Here is a 15,342-nt window from a genome sequence, read left to right on the forward strand (position 1 = left end):
TACGGGCTCGACCGCCGAGCATACGGGTTTGGTCATGTGCCATACGGGTTCCACCTCTTCACCCCGATCCGACAACGGTGATTTCTTCTCCCCCAAAACCTAAAAAAGCTAATTTCATTGCTTAATACGTCATCAGCGGAGATATTTTCACGTTATGCTGATAAACTTCCGAGTTGAGAACTTCCGTTCCTTCCGAGACGAGGTCGAGTTCACCGCCTTGGCCACCACCGAGCGCCAGCACCGGGATCGCGTCTTCCACCATGCCCCTAGCAAGTTGTCGGTTTTACCCGTTACCGCCTTCTATGGTGGCAACGGTGCCGGTAAATCCAACCTGTACCATGCGCTCAAATTCGCCCGCCACTTGATCGTGCGCGGGGGCGTCAAGCCCGAGGACCGAATCGCCCGCGAACCCTTCCGCCTTGATCCCGCCTGCCTGCTCGCCCCGTCCATCTTCGGCTTCGACCTGCTCATCGACGGCCAGCAGGTGCGCTACACCTTCGCCGTCACCCATGATGCCGTACAGGAAGAGAGCTTGGAGTTATTGAAGGCCGATACCTACCGCACCGTTTTTAAACGCACGCGCACCGAGACGAAATACGCTTGGGCACCCGATTCCTTCAAGGTGCTGAAACTAGAGCCCGACCAGGACGAGTTCGTGCGCTTCAAGGGCCGTGATACGCTACCCAACGAGCTATTTCTTGGCGCGGTTCGTGGCCGCGCCATTCCCCTGCTAGAAGAAGTCGGCCACTGGTTCATGCACCAGCTCGTCCTGATTGATCCCCACTCGGAGTTTCGCCCGGCGGAGTTTAATCTATCCCATATCGAGGCCTTCCGCGACTACTGCCTCGAAAGCCTCGACCGCGCCGACACCGGCATCAGCAAGATCACCAACGAGCCGATCTCGCTGGATGCGGTCAAAATGCCGAAACACGTCATGGCGGATGTTTTAATCCGGCTCGAAGCCAGTAAGGAAACACAGGCCATACTCATGCGTGGCCCTGAGCGTATTCGCTACATGTTTAGCCGCGACAACGGCGAAACCAAGGCCTTCAAGCTCACCACTGCCCGCAAGGACAGTGAGGGCAACACCGTGTCCTTCGATCTCGCCGACGAGTCCGAGGGCACCGAACGCCTTATTGATCTCCTACCTGCCTTTTATGAACTCACCACTCCCGATACCGACAAGGTGTTCTTCATCGACGAGCTAGACCGCAGCTTGCACACCCACCTCACGCGCAAGTTGATCGAGGCCTTTCTGGCTTCACGCAGCGCCACGTCTCGTTCGCAGCTTCTCTTCACCACCCACGATCCGCTCTTGCTCGATCAGGATCTGCTGCGCCGCGACGAAGTCTGGTTTATCACCAAACAGTCCAACGGGCACTCCGATCTGACGGCGCTCAGCGACTTCAAGGGCGTGCGCAACGATAAGGATATCCGTAAAAGCTACCTCCTCGGTCGCTTTACCGGCGTCCCGGCGCTGCGAACCTTGCCCCTGCCCAGCGCTGAACCGGCTATGTCCGCATGAGCAACCCTCGTCGCCAAGGTCGTAACCGCCGCTCGGGTTTTCGCGAAACCAATCGCTTCGTCGTGGTCGCGTTTGAGGGGGCGGAAACCGAGCCGAAGTATTTCGAGTTGTTCCGCACGCCACGCGAAAAAGCAGTTCAATATAAGCCCGTCGGTAATCCGAATCACAAATCAAAGCCGAAAGAGGTGCTGCAACGGCTCGAACGGTCTTTTCGGGATTATAAACGAGGCAGAGACGAAGGCTGGCTTGTTATTGATCGAGACGACAACTCCGAGGCAGAGCTGAATAGTATTTGTCGAAAAGCCCGTGAACAAGGCTTCCATGTCGCCCTGAGCAACCCCTGTTTCGAGCTTTGGCTTTATCTGCATTTGCGGGACAACGCCGCATTCGCGGATCGCCACGATTGCCAACGGCGTCTCTCCAACGTCCTTGCGAAGTATTCGCCCGACAACAAGGGCGAATATGATACTGAACCGCTAAAGGCGCACATCGCACTGGCCATCGCACGCGCGGCCGCCCTCGACATTTACCCCGATACGCCGTGGCCAACCCACCAATGCACTCGCGTCTATAAACTCGTCCAGAGTCTCCAGGCATCGTCGTAATCACCTAAAATCGTGCGTCTCAAATTCAAAGTCCAGGACTACCAGACCCACGCAGTCGATGCCGTGGTAAATTGTTTCGTTGGGCAGCCCAAACAATCCCCCGCGCGCTACCAGCTCGATCCCGGTCGCGGACAAGATGCGACCGGCCAGAAACTCGCCGACCTTGGTGTTGACGGCTTTGCCAATGCCGATTTTGCCCTGCCTGTGGGCAAGCTGCTAGAGAATGTGCAGGCGGTGCAGCACGGCCAGAATCTGCCTCGCTCCCCGCAGCTCGTCACGTCCAAGGCCAGTAAGGTCAATCTCGACATCGAGATGGAGACGGGCACCGGTAAAACCTATTGCTACATCAAGAGCATGTTCGCGCTCAACGCGAAGTATGGCTGGTCCAAATTCATCATCGTGGTGCCGTCCATCGCCATCCGTGAGGGTGTGCATAAGTCCCTCGAGATTACCGCCGATCACTTCCTCGATGCCTACGGCAAGCGCGCCCGCTGCTTCATCTACGACTCCAAGCGCCTGCACGAGCTAGAGAATTTCTCCTCCGACGGCGGCATCAATGTGATGATCATCAACGTCCAGGCCTTTGCCGCTCGCGGCCAGGACGCCCGCCGTATCTACATGGAATTGGACGACTTCCAGTCCCGCCGCCCCATCGATGTCATCAAGAAAAACCGTCCGATCCTGATCCTCGACGAACCCCAAAAGATGGAGGGCGTCAAAACCGTAGAATCTCTCGCCGAATTCGATCCGCTCTTTGTCCTGCGCTACTCCGCCACGCACAAGCAGGAGCACAACAAAGTGTACCGGCTCGATGCGCTCGACGCCTACAATCAACGCCTGGTTAAGAAAATCGCGGTGCGCGGTATTTCCGTCAAAGGCGTCGGCGGCACCCATGGTTATCTCTACTTGGAGTCCATCCTCACCTATCTCGGTAAATCACCCGAGGCCCGCATCGAATTTGAAGTAAAGCAGGAGAAGGGACTCAAGCGCATCACCCGCAAGTTGGGCGCCCGCGACAACCTCCACGACGAATCCAACAAGCTGGAGCAATACAAGGGCTTCGTCATCGCTGACATCAATGCCAACGACAACACGGTCAAATTCACCAACGGTGTCGTGCTCACCGCCGGCGAATCCATGGGCGACGTGAGCGAGGGTAACCTCCGGCGCATCCAAATCCGCGAAGCCATCCGTGCCCACTTTGAAAAAGAGCAGATGCTCTTCGCCCAAGGCATCAAAGTACTCTCCCTGTTCTTCATCGACGAGGTCGCCAAATATCGCAGCTACCAAGGCGAAGCCGAGATCGCCGGTGAATACGCGTCGATCTTCGAGGAGGAATACACCGCCCGCCTCAACGAGGTTCTCACCCTTGAAGATACCCCCTACAACCGCTACTTAAAGGGCATCGCCACGGCCAAAACCCACACCGGCTACTTCTCCATCGACAAGAAGACCAAGCGGCTGATCAACCCTGAGACCGGCAAAAAGTCGGACGAGGCCGACGATGTCGATGCCTACGACCTCATCCTGAAGGACAAGGAGCGGCTGCTATCCTTTAACGAACCGGTGCGCTTCATTTTCTCCCACTCCGCTCTGCGTGAAGGCTGGGACAACCCCAACGTGTTTGTCATCTGCGCGCTAAAACACAGCGACAACACCACCACCCGCCGCCAAGAGGTAGGCCGTGGTCTGCGTTTATCGGTCAACCAGGCGGGCGACCGCATGGACTACCCTGGCACGGTGCACCAAATCAACGTCCTCACCGTCGTCGCCAGCGAGAGTTACAAAGACTTCGTCAAAGCCCTGCAGGCCGACATCAGCAAGTCGCTGTCGGCCCGTCCCCGCACTGCCGATGAAGCCTACTTCACCGGCAAGGTACTCAAAACGGCCACCGGCGAGGTCGAGGTCAGCAAGGAAATGGCTCGGGCCATCCACCGCTACCTCATTAAAAACGAGTTCGCCGACGACGAGGACAAGATCACCGACAAGTTCCACGAGGCGACCAAGGCAGGCACGCTCCCGGCGTTGCCGGTGGAACTGGCGCCCCACGCCGAGCAAGTCTTTGCCCTCATCGCCACCGTCTTCACCGAAGGACAGATTCCGCCGCTCGACGACGACCGCAAGGCCAAGGTCAACACCCTCAACGCCAACTTCAATAAAACCGAATTCCAGGCGCTTTGGAACCGCATCAACCGCAAGGCCGTTTACACGGTCCATTTTGATTCGGCTGAACTCGTGCAAAAGGCGGTTACCGCTCTGGATAAAGAGCTTCGCGTGGCCAGCCTGCGCTATACCATCGAACGCGGTTCGCAAAAAGAAGTCGGCAGCATGGAAGACCTCCAAAAAGGTGAGGCCTTCGTGGTGGCGGAGCATGAGACCAACGAGCTCAACGTATCCGTGCAATCGACGGTCAAATACGACCTACTTGGGAAGCTCGCCGAAGGGACCAAGCTGACCCGCAAGACCATCGCGCAAATTCTCACCGGCGTAAATCTGGCGGTGTTCAACCAATACAAGGTGAACCCCGAGGATTTCATGATTCAGGCGACCCGGATCATCAACGAGCAGAAAGCCACGGTCATCGTAGAGCACCTATCCTACAACGCCTTGGACGAGACCTACTCGGCGGACATTTTCACCAAAGAAAAACCGCGCGACGACATTGGCAAAGCCTACGAGGCGAAGCGCCACGTTTACGATTACGTCTTCACGGATTCCACCAACGAGCGAAACTTCGTTCAGGAGCTGGATACCAGCACAGAGGTCGTCGTTTACGCCAAGCACCCCCGGTCCTTCTTTATCCCGACTCCGGTCGGCGACTATAATCCGGACTGGGCTATTGCCTTCCAAGAAGGAGCGGTAAAGCACGTTTACTTCGTGGCGGAAACGAAGGGATCGATGTCCTCGATGGACCTGCGTAAAATTGAGGCATCGAAGATCGAATGCGCCCGCAAGTTCTTCGCCAAGATCACCTCCACCCAAGTCAAATACGAAGTAGTCGATAGTTATAGTAAGCTGATGGAGTTGGTGAAATAACGTCCTCTACAAATGCCTGTTATCATCGTAGGAACCCCTGAAGGAAAAGAACGAGAAGCGGCGGAGGCATTGTCAAAAACACTCACCCCGCGTTTACGAAAAGAGGATAAAATCACGATTGTAGTAGGTGCCCAATGTGTTGGGCAGAACCGCAAGGACATTGATTTGATTCTTTTCGGGTCAATGGGAAAGGGGTTCATACTTAAACCGGGCGAGAAACCGGATGGATTTGAGAATAAAAATATATACCTAAATACATTTTGCCTGGTGGTGGAAGTTAAGGGCCACTCATCAAATCGAGTTCGAATCCAAGGCACAAATGTGGACGTGGAATATAAAGGCAGGTGGTCGAGTGCTACAGCGCAGGCCCACGAGCAGGTTTATTCCGTGAAGGAGTTTATAGAGAGGCATAAACTTCACGCTCCCTATATTCTAAACGCAGTTTGGCTCCGCAATCAACCGCGCCCCAGTGGGATTGATTTGGTTAACAATATACTTTGGAGCGACCTCAATTCCAACACGTTGATCAAGCTCATAGCCGAGCTGCGTTATCAAAACCTAGTTGAGCAGGCTCGCGATAGACACGACTTGAGTATTTCCTGCTCACGACGCGATGATTTGGATCAGGTGGCCCAAGCGGCTGATATTTTCACGCGGGAGTTGGCCGCAAGTCCATTGGATCGCTCGAAACTGGAGCTAATTTGTAAGCGCATCATTGACGGCCAAATATATGCAACGGAAAAGCTAGGGAAACAAATGCTGCTTTTCCGCGGCCAAGGCGGCTCAGGAAAGACGGTCCGCCTCCTGCAGCTCGCAAAAAATTTATACGAAGACCAAGGCACTCGAATACTCTTCCTGACATTTAATCGATCCCTCGTAGCGGATGTTCGCAGGCTACTGGTCTTGATGCGAATCAGCGACAAACCCGATGATCGAACCATAGTAATACGAACCTGTGACTCTTACTTTTTCAAGCTTCTCGATGCATTGGGACTTCATGCACCCACAGATAAGGGCGCACCTTTTCCGGCTGATTACGCGGCAAAGAAACTAGATGCCCTTCAGCTTATATCTTCGATGAGCAGGGAAGAGCTTTTATGCGACTCCTTGGCGACAAAGAATCCAGATCTTTTTTCATGGGATTTCGTGATGATCGACGAAGCGCAGGACTGGCCTGATATCGACAAAAACCTATTATTTAAAATATTTGGACACAACCTCTTGTTCGTAGCCGATGGCGTTGATCAGTTTGTCAGGGGTAACGCACGGTGCGATTGGACCGAAAGCCTCGGCATGAACGAACGACAGATCGTTCCTTTAAGGAAATGCCTACGCCTAAAAGCCAACCTGTGCCGGTTCATCTCCGCGTTTGCTGATGAGATGAATATTCCGTGGAATCTGTCTGTTAATGACGACGTGCCAGGGGGGCGGGTAATTATAATAAAGGGCCCCTATACGCAGGAGATTCACTCGGAGGTGATGAAAACCCACCAGGCCAATCGAAATGAGCCGGTGGACAGCCTTTTTTGCGTCACCGCCTCACCTCAGTTCGCCAATCACTCACTCGCGAACAGGCTCGAATCATGGGGCGAAAAAACATGGGACGGCACCAACAACGAGGTTCGCGACACTTACCCTACGGACACGAAGCAAATTCGAATTGTCCGGTATGAATCATGTCGAGGCTTAGAAGGCTGGACTGTCGTTTGTCTCGATGCAGAGCGTTTTTTCGGCCGTCAAGTAGAGCTAGCACCACAGATTAAGCAGGGTGACTTGTTAATTTCCGAAAATGAGGCGGCCAGCCATCACGCGGCGCGCTGGCTGATGATCGCGTTCACTCGCGCTATCGATACGTTAGTCATTCAAGTTTCAGGAAGAAGCCAATTCACCGATCAGCTCCTCAAAATAGCCAAAGAGCATAATGATTTCATCGAGGTTCTGGAGCCGCTATCAGCCCCAACCACAATCGGTACCGCTGAAATTTGAGATCAATTCCAAGTACACCGATCTAGAAAAGGCAAGGAGGGAGGGGAAAAATGGTGGCAGCCCTTCAGGATTCGAGTGATTCATTGGTCGCGAATGTTTCTCCTAAAATTTGAATACTGAAGGCCCACCCCCTCTTAGTGCGGGCGACTCAATCATCGTCCCGCGCCAGTGCCTTTTTCAGAGTTTCACTTGCACAGCATAGGCAGATCAAAGCAATCTGATAGGTATGGCATTAATTACTGTTAGACTTTTGCTGTCTGTTTGCCTGCTTGGAGCTATGTGGGGCTGCAGTACGGCCCCGTCAGTTCCGGCAATCCCTGAGTCAAGGAGTATAGAAGGTGTGGACTACGGGTCAAAAGCTGCGGTCATACAGTCCCTAGATGCGCGGAAGATCGACGCGATTGAGGGGATTTGGGTCTGGAGTGACAATCAGTATGAGGTCGTGATCATTAAAAATACGACAAATATTGAGACCGCCTACGAATACGTAGGCGTCATTCTACGGGCTGAAGGATCGAATTGGAAGCCAGGGAAAATCAAGTTACTACTCAACTCCACCTCCGTGGAGTCAGTATTTACAGGAGTCTACTTCATGGGTGACGAAACCAGGCGAAACACGAACTTCATTCTGGAAGGAAACTTAATCAAAACCTTCTTACCTATTGCGCCGTCCGAAACGCTATTATTGCGGAACTACCCGAAGACGGCAAAAACTAGCAAGTCAAGAAACCCCATTGAAACCCACGGTGCTTCTCAGGGCACTGGGTTTTTCGTGTCGAGCACCGGTTACATTCTGACTAACCACCATGTAATCGCGAACGCCAAGACCATCTCTGTGCGTTTGCCTGATGGCAGGAAGACAACGGCTTCAGTGGTCCGATCGTCCCCCTCCACTGATTTAGCGCTAATTAAGTCTGATTTGTCTTCCGACCAATTTCTGTCGGTCAGTTCCACAGCCGGCTTGGGCATCGGCGAAAGTGTCTACACCATTGGCTATCCTTCGGTAGACTTGCTTGGGCCCAGCGCAAAGCTAACCGACGGAGTTGTTAGCTCGATGGCAGGGTTAAAAGACGACAACGTATTAATTCAGGTGACCGTGCCTGTTCAGCCTGGTAATTCAGGGGGACCGATAGTCTTGAAAAAGAGCGGTACCGTAATTGGCATTTTGACCTCTACCGCCGCAGTTGAATCTTTTTATGCGCACACTGGTTCGCTTCCACAGAATATCAACTGGGCCGTAAAGGCCGATTATGCCCTACCGTTAATGGGCGGATTGATTGCGCAGGAGCCCCATGCAACCGATTCTCGCGATGCCTCAGATGTTGCTAAAGCGATTGTTATTATTGAGATAGAGAAATAAATTATTTGTGTATTCGGCCAAGACTTGGAAAACACTTCAGCTCCATGCACTCGGCAAAATAAAGAATCCTATTAGTCACTGGAACGGCTGACAGGGACGACGGGGCATCCACGGGGGCGGGACGTTACATGGCTACACTCGTCCCCCTATTTAGGTTGCCCAAAGGTTGACCAAACTCCTGTTTTTGGCTTCCTTTAGGTGCATTCACCTGCTTCGCTCTTCACGTCATAAATAATTAACCATCAACTAAGTCCGTGCTTTAGAGCACCTTAGTCAGCAAGGAGGGAACTGGTTCGAATCCCTCCCTCTCCGCCAGTTATCTCGCTCATTACGAATGACTTAGTGGAAGCAAGCAGCCTATTTGCCAGTTGACGTGGCAAATCCTACATGTCCCAGGCTCCACAGTTCGTCATTTCCGAATTCACGAATCCCTCCGGGGAAATCGTTTTCCGCCTCACCGGCTGGCTCGACGGCAAGCGCATCCGCAAAAACTTCCCCCTTCCGCGCCGAGGCCGCCCGCCACATCCGCACCAAACTGAAAAACCCCGCCCGCGCCTCATTCGCATTCCGTCGCATCACGTCGACTTCCAGCGCCGCCCGTTCCGCGACCCAGCCCGCCCTTACCGGTGGGCATTTTTTCATCCATAGTACCCCATTCACCTCGTCCGGCTCACCGGTTGACGACACTTGATGGGGTTCAGCCTTAAACTCCCCCCACGACCCACTCTGGCACTATTCATAGGCCCGCTGTTTGTTTTGTAGACCCAGCCCAAACCCTCAATTCTCGCCGACTCGGCAACGGAGTCGGCGAACCTCACTTTTCCGAGGTGGATTCGTAACCGCCAGAAATAGACGATGTTCGCGCCGCCGCTCACAGTAAAAGATCAAAACTCGGATGAGTCAGCTTATCGAGCATCTGCGTGTGGTTATTAAGCCTTAAGTAGAGTAGAGAGAGCCGCGCGTCGGTAACCCGTCAGCGCGACCCTCCCCCTCGTCAAACCGTGCAAGCGGTTTTCCCGCACACGGCTTACCGAGTCCCCATTCTTTCGGTTTGGTTTCAGCGGAGTTCATTGCTTCCAAGCCGCCGTAAGCGGCCAGTGCCATAGTTTGTATTGACCATGCAAACGGTCGTCGGTGAAGAACTCGAAGAGTCCGTGGGTGCGGCTATACTTTCGCCACAGCCACCGCCGCAACCGGTTGCGCACAAAAGCCTGCTGGTTACTAAACACGTGCGTGCTGTTGCCGTAATGAAACGCCGTCGCCCAACCGCGAGTGATTTGGTTGACCTTGCGGACCACCGCCACCGCCGGTTGGTTGCGCGTTCGCACATCTAGCTCCATCCGCACTTTGTCGCGTAACTTGGCCAGACTTTTCGCACTGGGGTCCACGTGCGGATACCTTCGTTTGCTCTTCATGCCTTGCCGCCATGCGACGGAAAAACCGAGGAACTCAAAGCCTTCCTTTCGTGTATCCACCAGTCGGGTTTTCTCTTCGTTGAGCTTTAACTTACGTGCCTCCAGCCACCGTTTCAGTCGCGTTTGCAGCCCCGCCCCTTGACCCGGTTTGCACAGGATCAGGAGGTCGTCGGCGTAACGCACCATCGTCGGCTTTTGTTCGCACTTCTCATTCACCGCATGATCGAGGTCGTTGAGGTAGAGGTTCGCCAGCAGAGGCGATATAACTCCGCCTTGTGGCGTGCCACACCGGTTCGCGCTCACCTTGCGGCACCCCGTGTCCCGGTCCTCTTCCACGATGGGTGCGCGCAGCCACGTTTTTATTAAACGCAACACGCTCCCATCGCTCACCCGTTTGGCCACCAATTGCAGGAGTTCGCGGTGCGGGATCATATCGAAGTAGCTCGATAAATCCGCGTCCACCACCTCCACCTTTCCGCTCAGCATGGCTTCCTTGACCTTATCCATCGCCTGATGGGTCCGACGTTTCGGCCGGTAGGCGTAGGAATGGTCATGGAAGTCCGCCTCTAGGATTGGCTGCAACACGATCACCGCCGCGCTTTGCACCACCCGGTCTTTCACCGTAGGGATGCCCAGCGCACGACGTTTGGTCCTGGCCTGATCCTTCCATATATAGACGCGCAGGACCGGACTGGGTCGGTAGGTTTTCGTTCGCATTTCCTCCGCCAGCGCAAGCAGCCATGCCGCCCGATAGGCTTCGTTCTTTACGAGCGTTTCCACCTCGAACCCGTCCACTCCCGGCACGCCGTCATTGGCGATCACCTGATCGAGCGCATCCGACAGAATGTCCTGCCGATACAGCTCTCCATACAAACTATAGAACCGCCAATGCGGCTCCGCTTTTGCTTTCCGATATAGCACACGTTGCAGCTTCCGAACCTTCGGTGACGTTTTTATCCAGAGTTCATCACCCCAGCCATCGTCGGGTCCTTTGCCGCTCTGTGATGCGTGGGAACAAGTGCCCTCCCTTCGCTCCCCGGCGGTTTTAATGTCCGCTAGATCATCACTACTATGGAGGTCTCCGACTCCTGCCACGGCCCGTCCGGCCTTACGAGGTTTTGCCGCGCTTGTGCCGGTGGTTGAGGCATCGCAAGACGCCCCACCGCCGCAGGTCTCACCACTTAACCTAACGACCTTTCCCACCCCGCCGCCCCCGCTGACTCCGCCGACGTGTTGATCGGAAATCAACGATTTAGGTCCTACGTCTTTGCGAGACTGCCTTTTCCGATCCTTGCAGTCTTCACCGTTCAGGTAGCGGCTGGACTCGTCGGTTGTTTCGGTAACGGAGCTCATTGGATGGGGTTCACCTTCGTTGCGGCTGACTGGTTCGGGCACACGGTCGTGCTTTCCGGCGAGGCCTCGCGGCCTGCATCCGTGACCGGGCCCTTCGACCGCGAATCGTTAAATTCGGCCGAACAGACTTTCACTGTTATGGTTGTTAGTTTCATGGTCGCACACCTGAATTCCGAAGTTCAAACCAACCACAGATTACACAGATTGCACAGATACAATCCCTTAGGAGGTAAACGGACTCAGCTTGATCCCCTTTTTTCATCCTGTCTTCAAATTCAGTAACATTCTGATATCTGTGCTCATCCGTGAAATCTGTGGTTAAAACTTCGGTATTTGGGTTAAATAAACAACTAATTCCAAGCGTGTTGCCATCTTCGGAGCCGAGCTTTCGGGGCTGAGCGTCGCGCACGAGTTGGTGCGCCGTGCATACCGAGTTTAGGTCTACGAATCCGAAGCCCAACCTGGCAGGTTCTTTCACATCGCACGGGAACCGCTGTCGGGTAACCTGCCCGCCTCGGCACTCAGCCTGCTTAACGAAGATCCGCCCGGCCGTATTTCCACGGCAAAGCGGCGATTTCCATATAGCGGAAACCAAAACCCCAAATCCATGTTTTCCAAAAAGTAACGCCATCGACCCCGTGCGGCTATAGGCCCAGGCTCATCAGGAGTGGTGTAAGGACGACCGCAACCAATCCAAGGGGTGAAGCGCTGACCGCACATGTTCACCTTCGTAATGGATTTCTTTCTCAACATTTCCGTGTTCGTGGCTGGCTATAAAATGCTGGAGCCGGATGTGCGAAGCATGGGTGGGTATGCGAGCAATCAAACAGGCTTTGGCCTCCATCCAATTTTCAAGGTCTCGACAGGGGATTCGGTTGTTCTGTTCATAGAGGTGATAGGCATAGTCGCGGATCTCGTTCGCGCTGGGATGGTCGAGGGCGGGCGAATGAGGGGTATTGTTTTTCATGGGGTAAACGACGGCTTGGTTGAGGGGTGTGAGCTGCAGGTGAGAATCTAACCCCGCGAAGCTACACCATCTACCGGTCTTCAACCATGGGGTGTTAACCGAACTCGTGGAGGGCCGCTTGCCTAGCCAGGATAACCCGTTACTCATGATTGGCGCAACCGGCCCCTTCGTTCGCGCGTGATTCAGTTTCATTGGCGCGTCCAGCCCGTTCATAAACGCGGGCGCAAAAATGGAAAGCGTTCGGACAAGCTGCGCCCTTATCGCCCTACACCGAATTTCACCTCAAACCTGTGTTTTGAAGTAAGCGATGGTGCGCTGCAGGCCCTCTTCAAGCTGCACGGTTGGCGCCCAATTATTCAGATACTTTTGCGCGAGTGTGATGTCGGGGCGACGCTGCTTGGGGTCGTCCGAGGGCAACGGGCGATGCACGATCTTGGATTTGCCGCCGACCAATTTGAGCGTGAGCTCGGCGAGCTGCAGCATGGTGAACTCACCGGGGTTACCAATATTGATCGGGCCAACCGTTTCGGTCTGGTTCATCAGGCGCACAAAACCCTCGATCAGGTCGTCCACGTAGCAGAAGGAGCGTGTCTGCAGCCCGTCGCCGTAGATCGTGAGATCTTCGCCCTTGAGCGCCTGTACGATGAAATTGGAGACGACGCGGCCGTCGTTCGGGTGCATGCGCGGACCGTAGGTGTTAAAAATACGCACGATGCGGATATCGACCTTGTTCTCGCGGTGGTAGTCGAAGAACAGGGTCTCGGCGACACGTTTACCCTCGTCGTAACAGGAGCGTTTGCCGATCGGGTTAACATTGCCCCAGTAGCTCTCGGGCTGGGGATGAATGGCGGGGTCGCCGTACACCTCGCTGGTGCTGGCCTGAAATACGCGGGCATGCACGCGTTTGGCCAGACCCAGCACGTTAATTGCGCCCATGACCGAGGTCTTGGTCGTCTTGATGGGGTTGAACTGGTAATGCGGCGGCGAGGCTGGGCAGGCCAGGTTGTAGATCTGATCCACCTCGAACTTGAACGGGTCAATGACGTCATGGCGGACCAACTCGAAATCGGGACGGCCGTGGAGATGCGCTATGTTACTTTTGCGACCGGTGAAAAAGTTATCGAGGCAGATGACGTCGTTACCGTCCTTGAGCAGGCGGTCGCAAAGGTGGGAACCCAGAAAGCCGGCGCCGCCGGTGACAAGAATACGCATGATGGGGCGGAGTCGAAGGACTGGCGCATGCGAAGTCGAAACCAAAGTCGACGCGATGCGCCTTCCCGCACAATCGTTTCATCGCGTGGCTAAAAGACCGATTGATACGGAATCGCCGGATTTTTAACCGTGAAGATGGTTTTCGTGGGCCAATCCCTTGGCGCGCCCCACTAAAAAAACTTCCGCGATCCCGTTCAACTGAGACGCGTTTCGACCACAAAGGCCTGCGCCCCCCACAGCTCCCGAATCCGGCTGGTGATTGTGGATACAGGCGCGTGTTCAGGCAAAAACGCGAAGCAGGCGCTGCCGCTGCCACTCATGCAGGGGACGAGGTTAAACTCCGCGCGCAACCGTTCCATCAGCACGGGCAAGGCGATGAACTTGGTGAATGCCGGCACCTCCATGTTATTAAAAAGCAGCGCTTCGGCCGGGGCCTCGGGTAGACCGATCCAAGCCGTAAGCCTTGCCTCGGCTTGGTCTGGCGGCAGGTAGGTCGCCGGCGCGCCCGCTGCCATGCGGCGGTAAGCCCAAACCGTGCTGATGCTGAACATCGGCTTGAATATCAATACGCGCCGTCCGCGCAACCGCTGCGCCGCCTGTGCCGGTAGCGGTTGCACGTTTTCACCGCGCCCGCGCATAACGACTGGGCCACCGGCGAGGAAAAGTGCGCAATCCGAGCCCAGTTGCCCGGCCACAGCCACCAGCTCATCGCGCTTGAGCACGGTGCCGGCGAGCTGGTTCAAGGCCAGCAGCACGCTCGTCGCGTCACTGCTGCCGCCACCGAGGCCCGCACCCATGGGGATGCGTTTTTTTAGCGAGAAATGCGCGCCACCATCCCACTTCGCCGCCAGCGCAAATGCCCGGGCCGCGCGCAAAATCAGGTTAGTCTCATCGATCTCCAGCGACGGATCATCGCACTCCAGGGTAAATCCCGAGGGCCGAGATTCCACCGTGAGGGTGTCGCCAAATTCAAGCGGTGCGGCGACCGAAACGAGGTCGTGAAATCCATCCGCGCGCCGGCCGGTGATGGCGAGGAAGAGGTTAAGTTTCGCAGGACAGGGCAGCTCGATACGCACACCCATCACTAAACCCACCTGCCCCGATGAAGAAAAGCCAATCAGCACTGCGGACGAATTTTCTTTAGATTAACCGCTAAACACGTGCATTAATGGCGCCAATCTCATGCCTTGCGATCTCATCCTCGCCCTCGACGTTCCCACCCGTGAAGAAGCTGCCCCGCTGCTCCGCCAACTGCGCGGTGAATTGCGGTGGGTAAAAATCGGCCTGCAAATGTTCACCGCCTACGGCCCTGATTACGTCAAGGCAGTGGCCGACGAGGGGTTCAACATCTTCCTCGATCTCAAGCTGCACGACATCCCCAACACCGTTGCCAAGGCCGTCGAATCCCTCGCCCCCCTGCCGATCGGAATGTTGACGCTGCACGCCGGCGGTGGGCGCGAGATGATGAGTTTCGCCCGCAAGGCCCAGCTCCAAACCAAACCCGAGTTACTCCTGCTCGGCGTCACCGTGCTGACCTCGATGGATGCCAGCGGCCTGGCCGAACTGGGCATTAACGTCAGCCCCGAGGCTCAAGTTGCCCGCTTGGGGCAACTCGCCGCGACGGCCGGCCTCACCGGGTTGGTTTGCTCGCCGCTGGAAGTCGGCCTGTTGCGCTCGCAACTTCCCGCCGGCGTGCAACTCGTCACCCCCGGCATCCGCCCCGCCGGTGAAGCGGGCGGCGACGATCAAAAACGCATCATGACCCCGGCCGATGCGGCACGTGCGGGCTCCAGCTACATCGTAGTTGGCCGCCCCATTCTCAAAGCCAAGGATCCGGTTGCGGCCACCCGCGCCATCTTGGCCGAACTCGCGTCCGCCTGAAC

The 15,342-nt window shown here is 55.5% G+C and carries 11 protein-coding genes; 7 read left to right on the forward strand and 4 right to left on the reverse strand.

Features of this window, described 5'->3' with window-relative positions:
• The first annotated feature begins 154 nt into the window (after positions 1-154).
• The 6 genes from H2170_09415 to H2170_09440 all read left to right on the forward strand — a co-directional run bounded on the left by H2170_09415 (position 155) and on the right by H2170_09440 (position 9,160).
• Positions 155-1,525, forward strand: a complete 1,371-nt coding sequence (locus H2170_09415; GenBank protein MCS6300303.1) for an AAA family ATPase — start codon at positions 155-157, stop codon at positions 1,523-1,525.
• On the forward strand, positions 1,522-2,130 hold the full coding sequence (locus H2170_09420) for an RloB domain-containing protein (protein MCS6300304.1): 609 nt from the start codon (positions 1,522-1,524) through the stop codon (positions 2,128-2,130). The genes H2170_09415 and H2170_09420 overlap by 4 nt, the downstream gene beginning before the upstream one ends.
• 12 nt (positions 2,131-2,142) lie before the next feature.
• On the forward strand, positions 2,143-5,166 hold the full coding sequence (locus H2170_09425; protein ID MCS6300305.1) for a DEAD/DEAH box helicase family protein: 3,024 nt from the start codon (positions 2,143-2,145) through the stop codon (positions 5,164-5,166).
• A 12-nt stretch (positions 5,167-5,178) separates the two neighbouring features.
• On the forward strand, positions 5,179-7,152 hold the full coding sequence (locus H2170_09430; protein MCS6300306.1) for a hypothetical protein: 1,974 nt from the start codon (positions 5,179-5,181) through the stop codon (positions 7,150-7,152).
• Between the two features lie 592 nt (positions 7,153-7,744).
• Positions 7,745-8,512 (forward strand): trypsin-like peptidase domain-containing protein, encoded by a 768-nt coding sequence (locus H2170_09435; protein MCS6300307.1) that lies wholly within the window; start codon positions 7,745-7,747, stop codon positions 8,510-8,512.
• A gap of 387 nt (positions 8,513-8,899) precedes the next feature.
• Positions 8,900-9,160 (forward strand): hypothetical protein, encoded by a 261-nt coding sequence (locus H2170_09440; GenBank protein ID MCS6300308.1) that lies wholly within the window; start codon positions 8,900-8,902, stop codon positions 9,158-9,160.
• Positions 9,161-9,579: 419 nt separating this feature from the next.
• On the opposite strand, the gene ltrA is transcribed toward H2170_09440, so the two are convergent.
• The 4 genes from ltrA to ispE all read right to left on the reverse strand — a co-directional run bounded on the left by ltrA (position 9,580) and on the right by ispE (position 14,541).
• Complete coding sequence (gene ltrA, locus H2170_09445) at positions 9,580-11,280, reverse strand: group II intron reverse transcriptase/maturase (protein MCS6300309.1); 1,701 nt, start codon at positions 11,278-11,280, stop codon at positions 9,580-9,582.
• A 661-nt stretch (positions 11,281-11,941) separates the two neighbouring features.
• The gene (locus H2170_09450; GenBank protein ID MCS6300310.1) at positions 11,942-12,247 is read right to left on the reverse strand and encodes a DUF2934 domain-containing protein; all 306 of its coding nucleotides are present in this window, start codon (positions 12,245-12,247) and stop codon (positions 11,942-11,944) included.
• A gap of 282 nt (positions 12,248-12,529) precedes the next feature.
• Entirely contained in the window at positions 12,530-13,459 is a 930-nt protein-coding gene (locus H2170_09455; GenBank protein MCS6300311.1) for an SDR family oxidoreductase, read from the reverse strand.
• A gap of 194 nt (positions 13,460-13,653) precedes the next feature.
• Positions 13,654-14,541, reverse strand: a complete 888-nt coding sequence (ispE, locus tag H2170_09460; protein MCS6300312.1) for a 4-(cytidine 5'-diphospho)-2-C-methyl-D-erythritol kinase — start codon at positions 14,539-14,541, stop codon at positions 13,654-13,656.
• A gap of 100 nt (positions 14,542-14,641) precedes the next feature.
• Here ispE and pyrF point away from each other — a divergent pair, with 100 nt between their 5' ends.
• Positions 14,642-15,340, forward strand: coding sequence for an orotidine-5'-phosphate decarboxylase (gene pyrF / locus H2170_09465; protein ID MCS6300313.1), 699 nt, complete (start codon positions 14,642-14,644; stop codon positions 15,338-15,340).
• Positions 15,341-15,342: the final 2 nt, after the last annotated feature.

Source organism: Opitutus sp. (assembly GCA_024998815.1).
Lineage (GTDB): Bacteria > Verrucomicrobiota > Verrucomicrobiia > Opitutales > Opitutaceae > Rariglobus.